The organism is Pontibacterium sp. (assembly GCF_964228735.1).
Taxonomy (GTDB): Bacteria; Pseudomonadota; Gammaproteobacteria; order Pseudomonadales; family Balneatricaceae; genus Pontibacterium.
In genome coordinates, this window is the sequence record NZ_CAXRBQ010000086.1 from 167,623 (window position 1) to 187,712 (window position 20,090).

Genomic DNA, 20,090 nt, shown 5'->3' on the forward strand with positions numbered 1-20,090 from the left:
TCTTCCTTGCATTAACTATTCTGTGACGGTGGTACTGCCCAACCCCTCTGTACGGCAGGGCGGGCTGTGAATCGCTCAATATAGGCCATAACGTTTTTGTATTCGGCCAGGCCGGTAACTTCATCCGCTTTGTAAAATTTAGCGACAGTTTCTAGCCAGGGCACAATGGCGATATCGGCAATGGAGTATTCACCCGCAATCCACTCCTGGCCCTCCAGTTGCTGATCAATCACGTTCAGCAGGCGCTTGGTTTCGTTGATGTAACGCTCGCGCGGGCGTGGGTCTTCGATCTCCTTGCCCGCATAGGCAAAAAAGAAGCCCAACTGGCCGAACATCGGCCCCACGCCACCCATCTGGAACATCAGCCACTGCAGGACCTTGATCTTGTCGGTCGGAGTGCTGCCCATCAGTTGGCCGGTTTTCTCCGCCAGATAAACCAGAATCGCTCCACTTTCGAACAGGCCGATCGGTTTGCCTTCCGGACCATTGGGATCGATGATCGCCGGGATCTTGTTGTTCGGGTTGAGGGACAGAAACTCCGCGCTCTTCACATCCTCATCTGCCAGGGTGACGCGATGGGCTTCATACGCCAGGCCGAGCTCCTCCAGCGCGATAGAGATCTTCACGCCATTGGGCGTGCCCAGCGAGTAGAGCTGGATAAGCTCCGGGTGCTGAGCGGGCCAGCGCTGGGAGATCGGGTATTCGGCTACGGTTGGATAGTCGTGTGGATTGCTCATCGAATCGTCCATTGTCCTGCTAAATCAGAATCTACAGAGTATGCTTCGAGAAGCATCGAAACAATTTTAGATTCAGGAATGGAATGTTCGCGATTTAGGACCAATGCCGCGGTGTGCATAGATGGGGAATTGCAGGCGCGCTGAGAAAGGGAGGGGATGCGCGCCTGAAAGCTAATGGATCAGTCAGTGCGCCACTGAATCTTTTCCTGGGTGTCGTTTTCTACCTTCCACCACTCATCCGGTTCGTCGCCGTCGGCCCAGCCTCCCGCAATACAGCGGATCTGGGTATCCATATCGGCGGCCGCCTGAATGGCGCAGTCCAGGTCTTTCTGCCAGCGGGTACGGTCCGACTTGAACCAGACACTGGTCCAGGCTTTGCCTACCACCTTCTCGTGGATCATTACCGGAACAGCCGTGCCATCCAGCGAGGCTTTGTACTCGTGTACGGTGCCCTGTGAAAAGTCGTTGCTGAGTCCGTCAAAGCGCTGGCGCAGCCAGGCTTCAATCTCGTCCAGCGAGCGGTTTTTTACATAGATCTCGATATCGGGATGGCGTTGGTCAGTCATCGGTTTGGTTTGTACTCAATATTCGGAAAAGTCGCAGCACGCTTAGGCAAATATAGCCAAATGCCGCCAGAATGATACCCACACCGGCCAGGATTAAGCCAACAATTGCCAGGGTTTCCTGCAGCACGGAGCTGCGCAGGAAGAACTCGGAGCCCACAATCAGCAGTCCACCCAGCACAAAGGTGCCAAAACCTGTGATCAGTATCTTCAGGTTCTGCTGGTAGTTATCAGCGCGGCGGTATAACCAGCGCTTGAATGGGTGGATACGTTGGTGGCTCATCAGTGCATTCTCAGCGGCGACGGAACAGGCCGAGTTTAACATCCAATGTCAGTTGCAGGGATGTCAGCTCGGCAAACTGCTCGCGTTTGGCCTGGGGCATGCGCTGGCTGTGTGGGGTCATGCCCAGCAGGGTCAGGATGCTATGGTTGTCGTCCAGCGCAAAGTTGTAGCTAACCTCGGTAACGCTCTCCAGCTCGAACAGCGGCTCCAGCTGTTTTACCGGATCGTAGCGCGACGGGCGTACCTCGTCGTAGATCAATTCACGCAGCTCAATCAAGTGCTGCTCGCCGGTCCAGGCCAGCAGCAGGAAGCCGTTCTGTTTCAGTGGTTTGGCGAACGCTTCCGGCATCAGGCGGCTGAACAGCACCGTCAGGCCACTCAGGCTTTGCGCAGGAACCGGAATGTTGGCGCCGGAGGCAACCAGCCAGTCGATGGACTTGCTGCGGGCGCAGGCGGCTTTTACAGCGTGTTTGGAGATATCCAGGCCAATCAGCGCGTCCTCACGCCCGGCATCGTTCAGCGCTTGCTCCAGGGCGGCGGTGTAGAAACCTTCACCACAGCCCATATCCAGAATGCTCGACGGCGTTTCCGGTAGGCTGTTCAACACCAGCTGATTGATCTGCTCGGACAGCTGACGGTAGTGGCCTTGGTCGAGAAAATCACGGCGTGCCTGCACCATCTCGGCGTTGTCGCCGGGATCCTTGGATTTCTTCTTGTGCGAGAGCAGCAGGTTCCAGTAACCCTGCTTGGCTCGGTCAAAGCTATGGCCAGCGCTGCAGCGCAGGTTGTTATCCTGTTGCTGCAGCGTCTGTTGGCATACGGGGCAGGCCAGCGGGGTGTTCATCGGGGTGCTCATTCAGTCAGCAGACGTGCCAGTACGTTTTCGTAGATGTCGGTCAGGGTGTCCAGATCTTTCACGCTTACGCGTTCGTTCACCTGATGGATGGTGGCGTTGATCGGACCGAGTTCAACCACTTGCGCGCCGGTTGGTGCGATGAAGCGACCATCGGAGGTACCGCCGGAAGTAGACAGCTCAGTATCGATACCGGTGACTGCTTTGATTGCCTGCTGGCTGGCTTCCACCAGACTGCCTGCTGCTGTCAGGAATGGGTTGCCGGACAGCGTCCAGTCGATGTCCCACTCCAGACCGTGTTTATCCAGAATGTCGCGTACACGGGCTTTCAGCTCGTCGGCGGTCACTTCGGTGGAGAAACGGAAGTTGAATTCGATATCCACATGACCTGGGACCACGTTGGTGGCACCGGTACCGGCGTGGATGTTGGAGACCTGGAAGCTGGTTGGTGGGAAGAAGTCGTTGCCTTCGTCCCACACCTCGGTGGACAACTCGGCCAGGGCTGGGGCTGCCAGATGGATAGGGTTTTTAACCAGGTGTGGATATGCCACGTGACCCTGCTTACCACGGACCACCAGGGAACCGGACAGGGAGCCACGGCGACCGTTCTTGATCACATCACCCACATGCTTGGTGCTGGATGGCTCACCTACGATGCAGTAATCGATTTTTTCGTTACGTGCTTCCAGGTGATCTACCACACGGGTGGTGCCGTTGATAAACGGGCCTTCCTCGTCAGAGGTGATCAGCAGCGCGATAGAGCCGTTGTGATCCGGGTGGTGGTCGATAAAGCGTTCCAGCGCGACCATGAACGCAGCAATACCACCTTTCATATCCGCTGCGCCGCGACCGTGCAACATGCCTTCGTGGATGGTTGGTTCAAATGGAGGATACGTCCAGCGCTCTTCCGGACCGGATGGCACCACGTCGGTGTGCCCCGCGAAGCAGAACAATGGGCCTTCGGTGCCACGGCGTGCCCAGAAATTACTCACATCTTCAAACTGCAGACGTTCGATCTTAAAGCCCAGCTTCTCCAAACGGGAGATCATCAGATCCTGACAGCCGGCGTCTTCCGGGGTTACGGAACGGCGGGAGATCAGATCCATTGCAAGTTCAACGGTAGGAGAGAGGTGAGCCATGGGGTGAGCGTCCTGTTATGGGGTAGTTCGGGGCAAGGTGGAGTATAAAGAATAACCCGCGCTGTATCGCTACAGTGCGGGTTATCGGTTAGCGCGTTAAGCCGTGCTTAGTTGTGCTTGTGCAGCTCTTCATTCAGTTCGATCGCAGACTTGTTGGTCTTCACTTCGATGCGACCGTTCTGGGAGTTGCGACGGAACAGCAGGTCCGGTTTGCCTGCCAGCTCTGCAGCTTTAACCACGCCCACTTCGTTGTTCTGGTCGTCCAGCAGCGTCACTTTGGAACCTGCAGTTACGTACAGACCCGCTTCCAGGGTGCAGCGATCGCCCAGTGGCAGACCCAGACCTGCGTTTGCGCCCAGCAGGCAGTTTTCGCCCACGGAGATCACAACATCGTTACCGCCGGACAGGGTACCCATGGTGGATGCACCACCACCGATGTCGGAACCGTTGCCTACCACTACGCCTGCAGAGATACGGCCTTCAACCATGCTTACACCCATGGTGCCAGCGTTGAAGTTGATGAAACCTTCGTGCATGACGGTGGTGCCTTCGCCCACGTGTGCACCCAGACGGATACGGGAAGCATCACCTACACGGATACCTGCTGGTACCACGTAGTTGGTCATCTGTGGGAACTTGTCGACAGAGTAAACGTGCAGCACGCGACCCTGAGCACGGGCGGCCAGCTGACGCTTGGACAGGTCGTCCATGGATACTGCACCTTCAGAAGTCCAGGCAACGTTTGGCAGCTGACCGAACATACCTGCCAGGTTCAGGCCGTGTGGCTGTACCAGACGGTGGGACAGCAGGGACAGCTTCAGGTAAACCTCAGCGGTAGAGGCTGGCTCTGCGTCGGTTTCCAGGATAGTTACGAACAGTGCCTGGGACGTACCTTCCAGGATCTCAACGATCTCAGCCTGGTCTTCAGCGCCAACGGACAGGAATGCCGCTTCCAGATCTTTCAGCTGGGATTCTTTGATCTCGATCGCTGCGTTGCCACCTTCGTAACCCACTTTTGCAGCGACCGCTGCAACCAGCGTGTCGTCCGCGTTCAGCAGCGGTGCGTTGTAGTAAACCTCCAGCAGGTCACCAGCGGAAGATTTAGTACCAACACCCAGACCGAATGCAAAATTTGCCATGTTATGACTCCAGTAAACTCAGTATAAAATTCTTATCGTTGCCAGGTTTTACTTACCCAGCAGGGATGCGTACTCGGCATCCTTGAAACCTACTTTGCGCACGTCTCCAGTATCCAGCAGCGGGCGCTTGATGATCGCCGGATTCTCCAGCATAACCTCAATCGCAGAGGCCTCATCAATGTTGTCTTTGATATCGTCCGGCAGCTGACGCCAGGTGGTGCCACGTTTGTTCAGCAGCACTTCCCAACCCAGCTCGCCTACCCAGCTTTTCAGCTGGACTGCGTCCAGACCGTCCTTGCGGTAGTCGTGAAACTGGTAATCAACACCTTCCGCTTCCAGCCACTTGCGGGCTTTCTTGATGGTGTCGCAGTTTTTAATACCGTACATGGTAATCATACGCTTTTACCTCTTGGTGACGGGCTTTACAGCGACTCAACGTATTTACGGATACGGTGTGCACCTTCGATGCACTCTTCCAGAGTCGCAACCAGTGCCATACGCACATAACCTGCGCCCGGCAGGATACCGTCAGTTTCGCGGGACAGGTAACGACCCGGCAGGACGGTCAGGTTCTGCTGTTCAAACAACCCCTGAGCAAAGGTGTCATCATCGATTGGTGTTTTCGCCCACAGGTAGAAGCTGGCATCCGGCTTCTGTACATCCATCACCGGCGACAGGATCTCGATTACCGCATCGAACTTACGACGGTACTGATCACGGTTTTCCAGCACGTGGTCTTCATTGTTCCACGCGGCGATAGAGGCCAGCTGGTGCTGAACCGGCATGGAGCAGCCGTGGTAGGTGCGGTACTGCAGGAACGGACCCAGCAGCGCTGCATCACCGGCGATGAAACCGGAACGCAGACCTGGCAGGTTGGAGCGCTTGGACAGGCTGTGCATCACTACGCAGTTCTTGTAGTCGTTACGGCCCATCTCAGCGCATGCCTGCAGCAGGCCAACCGGTGGGTTGCTCTCATCCAGGTAGATCTCGGAGTAGCACTCGTCGGACGCCACGATGAAATCGTATTTGTCGGACAGCTCGATCAGCTTTTTCAGCGTATCCAGATCGGTCACCGCGCCGGTCGGGTTGCTCGGAGAGCAGAGAAACAGCAGCTGGCAGTTCTGCCATACGGATTCTGGTACCGCGTCAAAATCCGGGATAAAGCCGTTCTCGGCCAGGCAGTTCAGGTAGTACGGTTTGGCTCCGGCCAGGTAGGCCGCGCCTTCGTAGATCTGGTAGAACGGATTCGGTGATACCACCAGAGCGTCTTCGCTGCGATTTACCGCGGCCTGAGTGAAGGCGAAGATCGCTTCACGGGTACCGTTAACCGGCAGTACATTCGCTTCCGGATCTACAGAGCCTTCCTTCAGCTTAAAACGACGCTCACACCAGCCTGCGATTGCCTGGCGCAGTTCCGGCATACCCTTGGTGGTTGGGTAGTTGCACAGACGGCCCATGTTCTCGGTCAGTACCTCTGCCACAAACTCAGGGGCAGGGTGTTTTGGTTCACCGATGGAGAACGCAATGTGGTCCAGATCGGACGGCGGTGTAACCTGCGCTTTCAGCGCGGTCAGTTTTTCAAACGGGTAAGGCTGCAGGAGGCTGAGATCTTTGTTCATGGATAGTCCTGATATCTCCCGGATCGGACCGGGTTTTGCACGCGACAAGGCGCAAAAGTATACAGAATTCATGGCCAACCATTAAGTCTTGAACGCATAAATCTGAGTGATCTGGTTGGATATAAGACAGATATTGGCAATGGAGGTCGTTTAGGGAACCAAATTTTGTCTTACAGGTCCTCTTTGGACGCATTTGCTATGCTTCCATAAGTGAGAAGAGTGAGGATTAAAAGATGCACCCCGAGCTGCGCTTACATCCACGCATGCCGGTTGAGTTGCCGGCTGAGGTTGTTTTTCCCTCCGGGGAATCCGCCGACATTACCCTGCTCAGCCTGAGTTTGGGTGGTTTGACCTCGGAAGGTAATGATCGTGCCTTCCAGCTATTTGAAGAGAGCCGTCCCCGTTTCCCGATTGAAGTGGAGATGCATTTTGGTCTGGGGGATCGCCCGATCCGTTGCCATTGCCGCCTGATCCATACCCAGCGGCTGAAACAGAACCGTTATGCCTTCGGCTTTAAGCTGTTGAGCCTGGACCTGATGGATCAGCAATTTATCCGTGAAAAAGTGGAGGAGTATGAAATAACCCGTCTCTGATCCTTTCCCCAATACGATTGTGTATCCGCCATGCATCGTCGTTGCCTGCACCAACCAGTGAAAGTTCCTGTTCACTTCGCTGGGCAATCCATAGAACGCCTGACCTCCGTCACTCCAAGACTGGTTATATATTTTCCTTATTGATCCAGCAGTTAAACAAGCGTTTGCTATCCTGTATGCAAGGAATCTTCAGGAGTAGCCAATGCATTCAGAGCTCCGCATGCATCCACGTATGCCGATCGAACTCACCGCCACACTCAACCTGCCCAAAGGGATATCTGTCAACGTGATTATCCGCAACATCAGCCTGGGGGGCGTGATGTTGGAGGGTGGTGATCAGATGTTTGAGGTGATCCAACAGCAGGTGTCCTTGCCGGTGGATGTGGATGTCCAATTTGAGGTGGATGGGCAGCCGGTATACGGGCGCTATCGCTTGATCCACACCACCCGTAAACGCCAGGACCTCTACCAGATGGGATTTAAGGCGCTGACCATGGATCTCACCTCAACTGAGCTGATCCGCCAACTGGTCAACAAATATGAGCTGACTCGTGTGGAGTGAAAGTCGACCGGATGAGTATCGCCCGGCCGACCGGATAGAGAGTTACAGCTGCAGTTCCACCGGGGATTCGTGGCGACGGCCAAAGAAGCCGCGCACATCCTCAATCACCGTCAGCATGGACGGTACAAACAGCAGAATCAGTACTGTGCCGTAGGCCAGACCAAAGACGATAGACACTGCCATTGGGATCAGGAACTGTGCCTGCAACGAGGTCTCAAACAGGATTGGCGTGAGGCCGGCGATGGTGGTCAGGGAGGTCAGCAGGACCGCCCGCAGACGTTGGCAGGCCGCTTCGATCACCGCCTCACGCACCTCCATACCTTCGCCCCGCAGCTTTTTGTAGAAGGTGATCAGGACGATCGAGTCGTTGATCACGATCCCCGACAGGCCAAAGAAGCCAAACAGCGACAGGATCGTAAGGTCGATCCCCAGCAGACCGTGGCCCAGAATCGCGCCGGTCAAGCCTAGTGGGATCGCCAGCATAATGGCCACCGGCCAGGTGTAGGAGGCAAAGACCCAGGCCAGGATGATAAAGATCAGCGTCAGGGCGATAAACACCCCCATCAGCATGTCCTCCATGGTGCGACGCTGGCGTTTGTTGGCGCCTTCAAAGCTGGCCTGCACGCCGTACAGACTGGTGATGCTATCCAGCTCTTTTGCCTTCAGCGAGGCGATGATCTCGTTGGCGTTAGCGGCGGCTTCATCCAGGTCGGCGGTGACGTTGATCGCCAACTGGCCGTCGACACGCTGCAGGGTATCCAGGCCCTGTTTCGGGCGGAACTGCACCACGTTGGCCAGCAGGGTGGTACCACCGTTTGGCAGGATAATGGGCAGCTGTTCGACGGCACGCAGACGGTCACGTTGGGCGTCCGGCAGCACCACACGAACCTCAACCTCTTCCTGGCCGGTATAGAAGCTCTGTACTTCGATACCGTCGAAGGAGGCACGCAACTGGCGGCCCACCGACTGCAGGGTGAGGCCCGCAGCTTTACCCGCTGGGGTCAGCTCGTAGATCAGTTGGGACTTACCAAACGGCAGGTCATCATCCACGTTGGAGAGGCCGGTGTAGCTTTTCAGTACATCCTGCAGCTCCAGCGATGCCGCCTTCAGGTTATCCATATTGGTACCGGTGAGTTTGACCTCAATCGGTTTGCCCGACGGGCCTGAGCGGGATTGGTCGATGGAGAACTTCTCGATACCCGGCGGTAGCTGGATACGCTCTCGCCATGCAGCGATCAGTTCGCGGTTGGTGGTGACACGGCTGTCGGCAGAGAACACCTCGATCTTCAGGGCGCCAAACTCGTCCCCTTTGAAGGAGTTTACGCTGGTGCGGCTGAAGTCCGCCTGGCGTTCCTGGGTAAAGGCCACCTTGACGATATCCTCGCCCAGTGCGGCGTTGGTTTCCCACAGGGTGTCGTCCAGATGGTTGAGGAATGTTGATACCCGGCTGCGGTCGGTACCCGCGGCAAACTGCACGTTGGCGGTGATGCTCTCGCGCTCCACGGCCGGGAAAAAGTTGAATTTGATGCGGCCGCCCATAACCAGGGTGATGGCGATGGCAAACACTGCAAAGGCACCAACGATGGTGGCCCAGCGGAACTCCAGCGCCCAGGTCACTGCAGGGCGGAAGATGTGATCGCGGAAGTACTCGAAGCCCGCATCCAGCTTCAGGCGCAGCTTGGAGGGGTGCAGGTCGGAGGCTTTGTGCAGGCTGTGGTGCAGGTGACCCGGAAGGATCAGGAAACACTCAACCAGCGAGGCGATGATCACACAGATCACCACGGTTGGGATGTCGATCAGGATATTGCCGATGCGGCCTTCCAGCAGGAGCAAGGGCAGGAATGCGGCCACGGTGGTCATGGAGGAGGCCATCACCGGTGCCAGCATGCGGTGGGCACCACCAATAGCCGCCTGCAGACCGGGTTCGCCCATCTTGAGGTGGGTCAGGGTGTCCTCACCCACCACGATCGCATCGTCGACGATAATGCCGAGCGCCATGATCAGGCCAAACAGGCTGATCATATTGATCGAGCCCCCGATCAGGTTCAGTACTGCCAGGGTGGCGAGGAAGGAGATCGGAATACCCACCGTCACCCAACCGGCCACACGGGCGTTGAGGAACAGGAACAGAATACCGATCACCAGCACCAAACCGCCCAGGCCGTTTTTCAGCAGCAGGTTGATACGTTCCTTCACCGGCTGCCAGCGCTCGTCAAAGGTGATGATCGTTACATTGGGTGGCAGCGTTGGACGGGTGCGCTCCAGCCATTCGTTTAGGGTTGCAGCGGTTTTAAGGGTGTCTTCGTTTTCGGTGCGGCGTACGCGCACCATCACGGCTGGTGTGCCCTGGTAGAACAGTTCGATCTGTTTGTCTTTCGGGCGCAGGTCGATATCGGCCACGTCACCCAGACGGACGGTACGACCGCTGGTGTCGGTAAACAGCGGCAGCTGGCGGAAACCTTCCACATCGCGCTGCTGACTGAGACTGCGGATCTGGCGCGAGCCGTCACCCTTGGCGGCGGTACCGGCGGGCAGGTCGATACTGCGCTGCTGGATGCTGCTGGCCACATCGTTCAGGGTCATATCCAGTTCGTGCAACTGGCCCGGCGGGATCTGGATCGCGATCTCCTGATCAGGCAGGCCGGTAAACTCGATCTTACTGAGGCCGATGCTGAGCAGCTGGCGTTCGAAGTCACGTACCAACGGGCGCAGTTCGTCCAGGCGTACGTCACTGCCGGTGACCAGCAGGCTCGCCACGTTTTCGTAACGGATGATCTTCTGTACCAGCGGGCGTTCGGCGTCACCGGGCAAGTCCTGCTCGATGCTGTCGATCTTCTGTTTCACTTCGTCCAGCACGAAGTCGCTGTCCGAATCCTCTTTCACTTCCAGACGGATCGAAGCTATCCCCTGGTTGGCGGTGGAGTAGTAGGTATCGATATCGGGCAGGGATTTAAGCTCTTCCTCGATCGGCAGGATTATCGAGCGTTCGATATCCTCGGCGGCGGCACCACTCCAGGTCACCTGGATGGTAATCACGTCCAGCTCGAAGTTCGGGAAGAACTGGGTGTTGAGCTTTTTGATCCCCCAGGCACCGGCCAGAATCATCAGTACCATCAGCAGGTTGGCAGCCACCCTGTGGGAGGCGAAGACTGCTGTCAGGTTCTGGAGTGGTCCCTGATAGTTTTTCATTGGCCCGCCTCACGCACTTTCAGACCAGAGATCGCATTCGGCAGCTGGGTGGTGATGATACGGTCACCTGCTCGCAGATCGTCGCTACGCACCAGGATCTGGGTCTTGCCGTTGTCGAGGGTGATATCGCCCACTCGCTCAACGGTGACGGCTTCAAGACGGCTTTCCTTGACGCGGTATACACGGTCGGTGCCGTACAACGCCTGTGGTGGCAGGGTGACTACGTTCTCCTGCACCGGCAGTTTCAGGTCGATGGTGATGGAACGGCCCGGCTCAGGCAACTGCTCGCGAGGGGCTTCGATACGGAAAAAAGCGTCGACGCCGGCGCGGCCGCTGTCGACCTCACCGGCCAGGCGATCCAGTTGCAATGGCAGCAGCTGGCCGTCGAGGCGGCTGGTGGCGCTGATGTTGCCTTCGCTGGCCAGGGCTGCGCGAATCACCGGCAGGATGCGGGACGGTACCTGAGCACGGACTTCAAGGCGGTCGAGGCCGTAGACGGTCAGCAAGACATCACCGCTACGCACACGGTCTCCCGGTGCCACGCTCAGCTGGGCGATACGGCCATCAAATCCGGCACTGATGCGGGTGCGCTCCAGGTCCAGCAGGGCGGCATCGTACAGGGCTTTAGTGCGGGTGATGCTGGCGTTGATCTGCTGCAGGCGGTTGGGGTGGTCGTTGATCGCCTGCTGTCGGGTGTTCAAAGACAGGGCTTGCTGCTGGGCGCTACGACGGGCGGTATCCAGCTGTTCCTGGCTGGCCAGGTTACGTTTGTTGAGGTTTTCGATACGGGCCACGCTCTGCTGGCTCAGGGCGAGCAGATTTTTCTCGATCTTCAGGGCTTTCAGGTCGGCGTTGTGGCGCACGTTCTCGGCGGCCAGTTGGGCTTCGGCGTTACGCAGGTCGGCCTCGCGCTGCGCGACCAGCAGGCGGATGTCGCGGTCGTCCAGCTGCAGCAACACTTCGTTGGCGGCGAAGGTGCGTCCCTCATCGGTGGGTACGTCACTGACGTAAGCGGTGACAGCCGCAGACAGGGTGCTCATGCGCGGTGTTTCCACCTTGCCGTATAACGCCAGTTCAGGCTGGTGGGCTTCCAGATTGGCTGCTACCACGCTCACTGCCCACACTTTCTCTTCCACCGGGCGGGAGGGTGCCTGGGGTTTGGTGGAAAGCATGTACTTCCCGAACGCCGCTGCAGCGGCTACAAACAGCAACGGGAGAACAATCTTCAATAAAATGGACGAACGCGTACGCTGTCGTCCGGTCTGGAGTGCCTGCGTCATAAACTAAGTATATCCCTGCTTGCCCGTGGGCGTTATGGTATTGCGCGCACCTTATATTAGCGAATAACTATGTGCTAACCAGCTAACTTTACAATTCTTAACTGCGTGATACTTTAGCCTGATAGGTTGGTTTACGAACGGCGGTCGACGCCGGTTCATCCATACACGTCGTTCGCGGGTTCCACCGTGAAGCGAAGGGAGGCATCTGATGCATACGGATTCTGTGCTCTGTCTGAACGGACAGGGTTTTCATCGCATGGTCTATCGTCAGTGGGGCAGCTCCGACAACGATCGGGTGTTGGTCTGTGTCCATGGTCTGGCGCGTAACGGGCGTGACTTCGATGACCTGGCCAAGGTGCTGGCCCGAGATTACCGGGTTATCTGCCCCGATGTGGTTGGGCGTGGCAGTTCCGACTGGTTGCCCGCCGGTGTCGAGTACGGCATTCCCCAGTATCTGAACGATATGACGGCGCTGCTGGCCCGGCTGGATGTGGAGCAGGTCGACTGGTTGGGTACCTCCATGGGTGGCATCATCGGTATGTGCCTGGCGGCGATGCCGCAGTCGCCGATCCGCAGTCTACTGATCAACGATGTCGGTACCTTTATCCCGAGTGACGCGCTGCAACGCATCAGCGGCTATCTGGGTGATAAGCGGTTTGACTCCCTGGCAGAGGTTGAGCGCTTTATGCGCATCAACTACACCGCGTTAAAGAACATTGATGATCGCCAGTGGTCGCACCTGGCCAAGCACGGTGTACGTGAGCTGGAAGACGGCCAGCTGGCGCTGCATTATGATCCGGCGATTGCTGCCGCAACGGCTGCCAACTCAGGCGAAGACATCCACCTCTGGCCGGTCTGGCAGGCCGTTACCTGTCATCAGGCACTGATCTGGGGCGAAGATTCAGATATCCTCTCTGCCGACACGGTTCGGCAGATGCAGGCCCACCGACCGGATATGGATCTGCTGACGCTGCCTGGCATCGGGCATGCCCCGTCACTGATGGAACCGGAACAGATCCACTGGGTGCAGGACTGGCTGCGCCGTCACCAGCGCTAAGAATAAGAACGAGTAGTAGAGGTATCGATGAGTTTATTGACCCAATGGCCACACGAGCAGTTATGTCTCAGTCACAAAGAGCGTCGTTTTGCCGTGGAGGCTGTTGAGAAGGCATTTGCCTCAACGCTGGAATCCCTAAAAGTAGATATCGGCTTGGTGGAGATGTTTGAGTCCATCTATGTACCGCTGGGTGCTTGGCTGGCGCGACGTAAGCAGTTGCAGCCCGGGCCGCTGGTGGTGGGTATCAACGGCGCACAAGGCGCCGGTAAATCGACCCTGTTCAACCTGCTGGAAGTGATCCTGAGCGAAGGCTTTAACCTGCGAGTGGTAGGCTTCTCCATCGATGATCTTTACCGTACCCGTGTTGAGCGGGAACAGCTGGGTGAAGCGGTCCATCCGCTGCTGGCAACACGTGGTGTGCCGGGAACCCACGATGTGCAGTTGGGGATAGATATCCTGGAATCTCTTTGCAAAGGGGACGAGAGTTCCGTCACCAAGATTCCGGTATTCGACAAATCAATTGATGATCGCTGCTCTTCTGATGTCTGGCAGGAGTGGTACGGCCCGGCCGACGTAATCGTGCTGGAAGGCTGGTGTGTCGGTGCCACGCCGCAGGAGGCTGTGGTACTGACCGACCCGATCAACGAACTGGAGCAGCAGGAAGACCCGGACGGTGCCTGGCGTCAGTACGTGAATCAACAGCTGCATGCCGATTACGAGCGTCTGTTTGGCATGCTGGATGTGCTGCTGATGCTTAAGGTGCCAAGCATGGACGCCGTGTTTGAGTGGCGCTCCCTGCAGGAGAAGAAACTGGCCGAGCGGGTCAAATATATCTACGATACGCAGCAGCCGACCGACCACCTGCGCATTATGGACGAAGGCCAGATCAAGCGCTTTATTCAGCATTACGAGCGCCTGACTCGCCACATGCTGGATGAGATGCCGGCGCGTGCGGACGTGACCATGTTGCTGAACGACAACCACAAGATCTACGATATCCAGATCAACAAACCGCTGGAAAAAACGGAAGAACACTGATGAAACTGACATTTCGAGCCCTGCTGGGTGCAGGCCTGCTGGTCCTGCTGACCGGTTGCCAGACCGCGTATTACTCCGCCATGGAACAGGTCGGCGTCCACAAACGCGATATTCTGGTGGATCGGGTGGTTGATGCCCGCGATTCCCAGACCGAGGCCCAGGAGCAGTTTCAGGATGCACTGGAGCAGTTTCGCTCCGTGGTGCAGTTTGACGGCGGTGATCTGGATCAGATGTACAACAGCCTGCAGGCCGAGTATGACGACAGCGTAGATGCGGCCGACGATGTGCGTAACCGCATCGAAAAAGTGGAAACCGTGGCTGAAGACCTGTTCGAAGAGTGGAACGAAGAGCTGGGTAAATACAAAAGTCGCGACCTGCGGAACCAGAGTGCCCGTAAGCTGCGTGAAACCCGCCAGCGTTACAGCGAACTGCTGCGTAGCCTGAAACGTGCCGAGAAGCGCATGGATCCGGTGCTGGCCACCTTGCAGGACAACGTCCTGTACCTGAAGCACAACCTGAACGCCCGTGCGATCGGTGCGTTGAAAGGTGAATTCCGCGGTATGCAGCAGGACATCGAACTGCTGATGCGCGATATGCAGCGTGCGATCAAGGAATCCGACAGCTTTATCAAGTCGATGGATAATCAGGCTTGATCCAATCACCGAGTGAATCAAAAAAGGGCGTTGGTAACTCAACGCCCTTTTTATTTGTCTATAAGCGGTAGGTTGGGTCGAGCGTAGCGACACCCAACACTTTTAGCTACGAGATAACGAGATGCTGGGTGTCGCCTCTGGCTCGACCCAGTCTACGGTGTGTGCACAGGCAATTAGATCGGCAGGAATGTGAAGGACGCGGCCCTGTGCACCACATTCTTAATCGTACGGTTGGTGGTATCTGCAATGATCAGTGCCAACATATCCTGCAACGCAATCATCTTACCCAAGGTGCGCTCGAAGCTGAGGTTGGGAATCCCCTCCTTGGAGTAGCCGTTGGACAGCAGCAACAGTTGTCCGCGTTGGTCTTTACGGTTATTCAGGTTCCAGGCCACGGTCTCCAGGTTGCGGGCGCTGTTATACAGCTTCTGCTGATCCAGCTCGTCCAGCAGGAAAAATTCGCGTTTGTGGTTGAACGACGCATCGATCATCGAATGCACACCTGCCATCAGGGCAAAGACCCGGTCCCCCTGGTAGCTCTCGGTTAGGGCCAGACTCATCGCTTTTGCGCCGCTGCGTCCCTCCAGTTCGGGATAACCTTCGGCGGGTGGTGGTGCCAGGATTTGCTGTACGCGCAGGTCGATGGTCATGCGCGGGGTTTTGGCCAGTTCGCGTGGGTTGCGTTTATAGAGCTTGATGGTCAGCTTGCGAATCTGCTTCTCCAACTCTTTACGGTGGGTATCCGCCACCATATCGATATCGGATTTGGCAAGATTGCGAATATCAAAGTCGCGCACATTCTCAGGACTGCATCCCGAGACAAAAAGCGCCACAATGATCAGAAATACAAATCGCATACGTGGGTTGAGATCCATCTGTTGCTGAGGTTCCTTTTTATGTTATCTGACAACGCCTTACAAGAGTGGTTGACGTCTCAATCTCTTCACATTTTAGCCGCTGATCCGCTCAGTGGGGGCTGCGTAGCTCAATGTTTTTGTTTGCAACTCAGTGATGGGCACCGTTTTTTTCTTAAACAGCAGGCAAGGGCCGAACCCGGACAGTTCGTTGCTGAGGCTGCAGGTCTGGAGGCGTTAGATGCTACAGAGGGCGTGCCTACGCCGCAGGTAATATGGGTTTCGGAACAGAGTCTGTTGCTGGAATATCTGCCGCCCACTGCACGTCAGAAGTCATTCTCGACTGTGCTTGGAGAAGGCTTAGCTCGGCAGCACAGCTATCCGGTTGACGGATTTGGTTTTGATCGGGATACCTGGTGTGGGGCTACTCGGCAAGTTAACAGTATGACTCCAGACGGCTACTGGTTCTTTGCAGAGCATCGACTGCGTTATCTGGCACGTATTTGTGTGGATAAAAACTTGCTGTCCAGGACTCAAATGGATCAGGTTGAGAGGGTATGTGATAGGTTACCCGAGCTTATCCCTGAGCAGGCTCCTGCCTTGCTGCACGGTGATCTCTGGTCGGGGAATGTGCATACCGGTCCTGATGGCCTGCCGGTATTGATTGATCCAGCCGTCTATCAGGGCTGGCCCGAAGCGGAGCTAGCGATGACCCGCCTGTTTGGCGGCTTTGATCAGGCTTTTTATGATGCCTATGAGAGCAACTATCCGGTGTTGGCGGACTGGCGGGAACGGATACCGCTTTACAATCTCTGGCATTTACTGAACCATCTCTCCCTATTCGGTCGTAGTTACCTACAAGAGGTAGACTCGATCCTCCGGCGCTATGCATAGCCGGATCAACTGCAGTGATAAAGAGACAGACCATGAGTAACGATTACACCGCGCTGCGCCGTGAATACATCGCCCAACCGCTGGGTCGCGAAGACCTTAAGGATAACCCGGTAGAACAGTTTGCCCTGTGGATGGAAAAAGCCACTGAGGTCTCTCCAGACGATTCCACCTCCATGACATTGGCAACGGCCAGCAAAGACGGCATGCCATCCGCACGTATTGTATTGCTGAAGCATTTTGGTGAAGAGGGTTTTGCGTGGTATACCGACTATCGCAGCCGCAAAGGCCAGGAGCTGGCAGAGAATCCACAGGCAGAGCTGATGTTCTACTGGTACGGTCTGGAGCGTCAGGTGCGTGTTCAGGGCACTGTGGAAAAGCTGCCGATTGAGCAGGGCAAAAAGTACTTCAATGAGCGTCCGGTAGGTAGCCGTCTGAGCGCCGCTGCATCCTGCCAGAGTGCCGTTGTGGATAGCCGTGAAACGCTGGAAGCTCGCGTGCAGTCATTGCACGACAGCCATCCTGACGGTGATATTCCGCATCCGGAGGAATGGGGTGGTTATATCCTCAAGCCAACGCGTTTTGAGTTCTGGCAAGGACGTGAGAACCGCCTGCACGACCGCTTTATCTACCGCCTTGAAAACGATCAATGGATCATCGAACGGTTGCAACCATGACAGATACACTTCTTCCAGCCGTTGTTGTCGAGCCCAACGCTGAGGCTGATGCCGCCGTCATCTGGCTGCATGGACTGGGCGCCAGTGGGCACGACTTTGAACAGGCAGTACCGTTTCTGAACCTGCCGGATTCTGCCCGTGTGCGTTTCGTATTTCCCCATGCACCGGTGCGCCCCGTCACGATCAACAACGGCTGGCCGATGCCCGCCTGGTATGACATCTTGTCGATCGATATCGAGCGAAAAATCGATGAGGCAAGCCTACTCGAGTCGGTTGAGCAGGTGAATGCGTTGATCCAACAGCAGATCGATCAGGGCATTAAGCCTGAGCGTATCATTCTGGCGGGGTTCTCCCAGGGCGGTGCGGTGGCCTACCATGCAGCGCTCTGTTATCCACAGCGCCTGGGCGGCTTGATTGTATTGTCCACCTACATCGCCACCGCTGAGCGTATACAGCGCGAGAAGATGGCGGTGAACGATCGCTTACCAATCTGGTTGGCGCACGGTGTAATGGACGACGTCGTGCCATATTCGCTGGGTGAGCAGGCGGTGCTGGAGCTGGAGAAAATGGGCTTTGAGCCGGAGTGGCATAACTACCCGATCGCCCATGAGGTCTCGCCTGAAGAGCTGAACGAATTAGGTCACTGGATTACACAGATTTTGGAATTTAAGGAGTCTTTCGCATGAAAATCACCCAGGACAAAGTTGCGTCGTTTCACTACGCGCTGATCGATCGCAAGAAAAAAGTGCTGGATGGCTCACGCGGTGGTGATCCCTTGCCTTACCTGCACGGCCACAAAAACATCGTGCCGGGCCTGGAGAAAGCGCTGGAAGGGCGTGAGGCTGGGGATAAGTTTACGGTGACCGTGATGCCATCTGAAGGTTACGGTGAGCGTGATGAAGAACTGGTCAGCATTGTGGATCGTTCTGCGTTCCAGGGCATGGAGCTGAAAGTGGGCATGCACTGCCAGGTCGAGGATGAAAACGGCGAACAGCAGCTGGTAACCGTGGTTGAGTTCAACGACGAAGAAGTGGCTGTGGATGGCAATCATCCATACGCGGGCAAAGCACTGACCTTCGACGTGGAAGTGGTCGATGTGCGTGATGCCACTGAAGAAGAATTGAGCGCAGGCCGTGTAAGCCTGGGCTGATACAGCCGCATCAAATGTAGACTCTGTATCTACCTGCCGCCGATTGTCACTGAAAGTATCATCTAAGGTGACGATCGGCTTTTCCGATCAACCTCATTCCTTCCGCTACCCCTTCTGCTACCGAAACCTGACAGGGTTTTGGCGCATTCGCTTTTAACCCTCAAATCTACCGCAGTTCCGGTTAAGCATTGCCCGTCGCGCAAGCATCGTTTTTTGTCGCGCAGTTGTGCGAGCGGATGCCGACTGCATGGCATAAGTCACGAGTTAATCAGATGCGTGACTGATCCACTTACACTTTCTCGCGCCACTTCAGATCGCCGATCTGAACGTTCAGCCATTCAAAGCCAATTCGACGTGCAACCGCTGCGGCCCCATCCAGGCTTTTGAATTCACGTTCATCCTTCGAACGCTGCAGCTCGAGGGTAATGACCTCGTTTTGTTTGGTGATGAATTTCAACGTCCAGCCACGGGCCATCGAAATTGGAATCGCCTGGCAAGAATCAAAAACACCTGCCTTGAACAGTAGTTTTATTTCACGCTCTTGCATCGTCTTAAACCTCTTTTGAGACTTTATTGTTTATATATGATTATTATATATCCAATATCGACAAATCACAAAAAATAAGTGTTTCGTAAGCGCGTCTAACTACTTGATTTGTATGGTGTTTTACGTGAGGGTGAAAGAATTTTGAAGGAGGGCTTTGGTGTCTGTAAGTGATTGATTTAAAAGGACTTTTATTTTGATGTTTTTAGTTCCTTTTGGAATATGTAGTCCTGTTTTTATGTGTGCTTATCGAGAAAACCGAATCAAAAGATGTTTTTGATTTGTCTTATGAGGATGTTGAGAGGTGTGAGGCTAAATGAGGGGCGGCCGGCGAATCTAAGTGATTGAAAAGCAAAGGGGAAGGTACAGAAAGAGAACGGGGACGCAGCGCGCCCCCGTTGGTGAGCGGGTAGGAAGGTGGCCCGCTACTTGGAATCGAGCCGGTGCTGGATATGTTCTTCTATCGCGTCAAGCTTACGCTTCAATTCGCTGACGGTTTCGTCACTGTCGCTGAGTTCCGGTGTGAATTTGACTGTATCCAGCAATTCCAGCAGAAAACTCTCTTCGTTCATTTTGGCGATTTCTTCGGGCGTCCAGATCTTCAGCAAGCTCGGCATCACCACTCTCCTCTGTTCAAGTGGGAAAGAGACGGTCTTTCTCAAGCTTAGCAGGTTGCTGAACAATCACTAATTTGGCGTGCACGGATGTGTGAAATTCGTGCTTTGTGGTGTCAAGGGATCAAACTATTGATCTGAGTCTATGTTTGCCTCCAGTTGGATCTGAACGGCGAGCATTTTTTGAGCTATATCAATTTTCGCTAATGTGGAGCGATGTACCCTGAGGCCAGATTTTTAGATTAAGCAAAACATTGTTTGAGAGGGTGACGACATGTTTGGTATCGATCCGTATAGCTTTGAAACTCTGGCTCCAAGTCTGCTGATGATTGCGGGCATGACTGCTGTAATGGTTTGGGGCTTCTTCAAAGTTCGCAACCTGATGAACGAAGACCAGAAGTAATTTACTTCTCGTCTTGCATAGACGATTTCCGGTCTGCTTTCCCCCTGCCGGAAAGCCCAGGAAGAGGTCGCATGAAGCGGCCTTTTTCTTTTGAGGGAAAAAATTCTAGCGAAAAAAAAGGTTCTTCGTCGGATAGCGTGGAGCCTACAAAAAAAACGACGAAATGGTTTATGGTGAAGTCGCCAAACAATCATCAAAACCAAATCGTCGTTTATGCTTCAGGATTCTGCCTTCAGCAGCTGCCTATGGAAA

24 protein-coding genes are annotated in these 20,090 nt (G+C 55.6%); 11 read left to right on the plus strand and 13 right to left on the minus strand.

Annotated features, from left to right (window positions below; all coding sequences use genetic code 11):
* Positions 1-11 precede the first annotated feature (11 nt).
* From ACEQ15_RS10265 to dapC, 8 genes are all read right to left on the minus strand, one after another.
* Positions 12-737, minus strand: a complete 726-nt coding sequence (locus ACEQ15_RS10265; protein ID WP_370279081.1) for a glutathione S-transferase N-terminal domain-containing protein — start codon at positions 735-737, stop codon at positions 12-14.
* A 179-nt stretch (positions 738-916) separates the two neighbouring features.
* On the minus strand, positions 917-1,303 hold the full coding sequence (locus ACEQ15_RS10270) for a hypothetical protein (protein ID WP_370279082.1): 387 nt from the start codon (positions 1,301-1,303) through the stop codon (positions 917-919).
* Positions 1,296-1,583: a hypothetical protein gene (locus ACEQ15_RS10275; RefSeq protein WP_370279083.1), complete on the minus strand. Its 288-nt coding sequence runs from the start codon at positions 1,581-1,583 to the stop codon at positions 1,296-1,298. Before ACEQ15_RS10275 ends, ACEQ15_RS10270 begins: the two co-directional genes overlap by 8 nt.
* A gap of 10 nt (positions 1,584-1,593) precedes the next feature.
* Positions 1,594-2,427, minus strand: a complete 834-nt coding sequence (locus ACEQ15_RS10280; protein ID WP_370279084.1) for a putative RNA methyltransferase — start codon at positions 2,425-2,427, stop codon at positions 1,594-1,596.
* 8 nt (positions 2,428-2,435) lie between these two features.
* Complete coding sequence (gene dapE, locus ACEQ15_RS10285) at positions 2,436-3,575, minus strand: succinyl-diaminopimelate desuccinylase (RefSeq protein WP_370279085.1); 1,140 nt, start codon at positions 3,573-3,575, stop codon at positions 2,436-2,438.
* A 107-nt stretch (positions 3,576-3,682) separates the two neighbouring features.
* Positions 3,683-4,714, minus strand: a complete 1,032-nt coding sequence (gene dapD, locus ACEQ15_RS10290; RefSeq protein WP_370279086.1) for a 2,3,4,5-tetrahydropyridine-2,6-dicarboxylate N-succinyltransferase — start codon at positions 4,712-4,714, stop codon at positions 3,683-3,685.
* A 48-nt stretch (positions 4,715-4,762) separates the two neighbouring features.
* Positions 4,763-5,110, minus strand: a complete 348-nt coding sequence (locus tag ACEQ15_RS10295; RefSeq protein WP_370279087.1) for an ArsC family reductase — start codon at positions 5,108-5,110, stop codon at positions 4,763-4,765.
* A gap of 26 nt (positions 5,111-5,136) precedes the next feature.
* The gene (gene dapC, locus ACEQ15_RS10300) at positions 5,137-6,333 is read right to left on the minus strand and encodes a succinyldiaminopimelate transaminase (protein ID WP_370279088.1); all 1,197 of its coding nucleotides are present in this window, start codon (positions 6,331-6,333) and stop codon (positions 5,137-5,139) included.
* A gap of 233 nt (positions 6,334-6,566) precedes the next feature.
* Between dapC and ACEQ15_RS10305 the strand changes: the two genes are divergently transcribed.
* Positions 6,567-6,926: a PilZ domain-containing protein gene (locus ACEQ15_RS10305; protein ID WP_370279089.1), complete on the plus strand. Its 360-nt coding sequence runs from the start codon at positions 6,567-6,569 to the stop codon at positions 6,924-6,926.
* Between the two features lie 202 nt (positions 6,927-7,128).
* Positions 7,129-7,488 (plus strand): PilZ domain-containing protein, encoded by a 360-nt coding sequence (locus ACEQ15_RS10310; protein ID WP_370279090.1) that lies wholly within the window; start codon positions 7,129-7,131, stop codon positions 7,486-7,488.
* A gap of 42 nt (positions 7,489-7,530) precedes the next feature.
* Here ACEQ15_RS10310 and ACEQ15_RS10315 read toward each other — a convergent pair whose 3' ends face one another.
* Positions 7,531-10,677, minus strand: a complete 3,147-nt coding sequence (locus ACEQ15_RS10315; protein ID WP_370279091.1) for an efflux RND transporter permease subunit — start codon at positions 10,675-10,677, stop codon at positions 7,531-7,533.
* On the minus strand, positions 10,674-11,957 hold the full coding sequence (locus ACEQ15_RS10320) for an efflux RND transporter periplasmic adaptor subunit (RefSeq protein ID WP_370279093.1): 1,284 nt from the start codon (positions 11,955-11,957) through the stop codon (positions 10,674-10,676). Before ACEQ15_RS10320 ends, ACEQ15_RS10315 begins: the two co-directional genes overlap by 4 nt.
* Positions 11,958-12,165: 208 nt before the next feature.
* Here ACEQ15_RS10320 and ACEQ15_RS10325 point away from each other — a divergent pair, with 208 nt between their 5' ends.
* The 3 genes from ACEQ15_RS10325 to ACEQ15_RS10335 are packed head-to-tail and all read left to right on the plus strand — an operon-like array spanning position 12,166 to position 14,705.
* Positions 12,166-13,014: an alpha/beta fold hydrolase gene (locus ACEQ15_RS10325; RefSeq protein WP_370279094.1), complete on the plus strand. Its 849-nt coding sequence runs from the start codon at positions 12,166-12,168 to the stop codon at positions 13,012-13,014.
* Positions 13,015-13,041: 27 nt separating this feature from the next.
* A complete protein-coding gene (locus tag ACEQ15_RS10330; RefSeq protein ID WP_370279095.1) occupies positions 13,042-14,052 on the plus strand; it encodes a hypothetical protein in 1,011 nt (336 codons plus the stop codon).
* A complete protein-coding gene (locus ACEQ15_RS10335) occupies positions 14,052-14,705 on the plus strand; it encodes a DUF2959 domain-containing protein (RefSeq protein WP_370279096.1) in 654 nt (217 codons plus the stop codon). The genes ACEQ15_RS10330 and ACEQ15_RS10335 overlap by 1 nt, the downstream gene beginning before the upstream one ends.
* A 173-nt stretch (positions 14,706-14,878) precedes the next feature.
* Here ACEQ15_RS10335 and ACEQ15_RS10340 read toward each other — a convergent pair whose 3' ends face one another.
* Positions 14,879-15,580 (minus strand): hypothetical protein, encoded by a 702-nt coding sequence (locus ACEQ15_RS10340; RefSeq protein WP_370279098.1) that lies wholly within the window; start codon positions 15,578-15,580, stop codon positions 14,879-14,881.
* Positions 15,581-15,601: 21 nt separating this feature from the next.
* Between ACEQ15_RS10340 and ACEQ15_RS10345 the strand changes: the two genes are divergently transcribed.
* From ACEQ15_RS10345 to ACEQ15_RS10360, 4 genes are read left to right on the plus strand one after another with little or no spacing between them, the layout of a single operon-like run.
* Positions 15,602-16,453 carry a fructosamine kinase family protein gene (locus ACEQ15_RS10345; RefSeq protein ID WP_370279099.1) on the plus strand — a complete coding sequence of 284 codons (852 nt, stop codon included), beginning with the start codon at positions 15,602-15,604 and terminating at the stop codon, positions 16,451-16,453.
* Positions 16,454-16,485: 32 nt separating this feature from the next.
* Entirely contained in the window at positions 16,486-17,127 is a 642-nt protein-coding gene (gene pdxH, locus ACEQ15_RS10350; RefSeq protein WP_370279100.1) for a pyridoxamine 5'-phosphate oxidase, read from the plus strand.
* Positions 17,124-17,813, plus strand: coding sequence for an alpha/beta hydrolase (locus ACEQ15_RS10355; RefSeq protein WP_370279101.1), 690 nt, complete (start codon positions 17,124-17,126; stop codon positions 17,811-17,813). Before pdxH ends, ACEQ15_RS10355 begins: the two co-directional genes overlap by 4 nt.
* Positions 17,810-18,277, plus strand: a complete 468-nt coding sequence (locus ACEQ15_RS10360) for a peptidylprolyl isomerase (protein ID WP_370279102.1) — start codon at positions 17,810-17,812, stop codon at positions 18,275-18,277. The genes ACEQ15_RS10355 and ACEQ15_RS10360 overlap by 4 nt, the downstream gene beginning before the upstream one ends.
* 289 nt (positions 18,278-18,566) lie before the next feature.
* On the opposite strand, the gene ACEQ15_RS10365 is transcribed toward ACEQ15_RS10360, so the two are convergent.
* Together ACEQ15_RS10365 and ACEQ15_RS10370 are read right to left on the minus strand one after the other, a co-directional pair.
* Positions 18,567-18,824 carry a hypothetical protein gene (locus ACEQ15_RS10365; protein ID WP_282351220.1) on the minus strand — a complete coding sequence of 86 codons (258 nt, stop codon included), beginning with the start codon at positions 18,822-18,824 and terminating at the stop codon, positions 18,567-18,569.
* Positions 18,825-19,246: 422 nt separating this feature from the next.
* On the minus strand, positions 19,247-19,438 hold the full coding sequence (locus tag ACEQ15_RS10370) for a hypothetical protein (protein ID WP_370279103.1): 192 nt from the start codon (positions 19,436-19,438) through the stop codon (positions 19,247-19,249).
* A 271-nt stretch (positions 19,439-19,709) separates the two neighbouring features.
* On the opposite strand from ACEQ15_RS10370, the gene ACEQ15_RS10375 reads away from it, so the two are divergent.
* Together ACEQ15_RS10375 and ACEQ15_RS10380 are read left to right on the plus strand one after the other, a co-directional pair.
* On the plus strand, positions 19,710-19,838 hold the full coding sequence (locus ACEQ15_RS10375) for a hypothetical protein (RefSeq protein WP_370279105.1): 129 nt from the start codon (positions 19,710-19,712) through the stop codon (positions 19,836-19,838).
* Between the two features lie 71 nt (positions 19,839-19,909).
* A partial coding sequence (locus tag ACEQ15_RS10380; RefSeq protein ID WP_370279106.1) for a hypothetical protein occupies positions 19,910-20,090 on the plus strand: 181 nt, incomplete at its 3' end.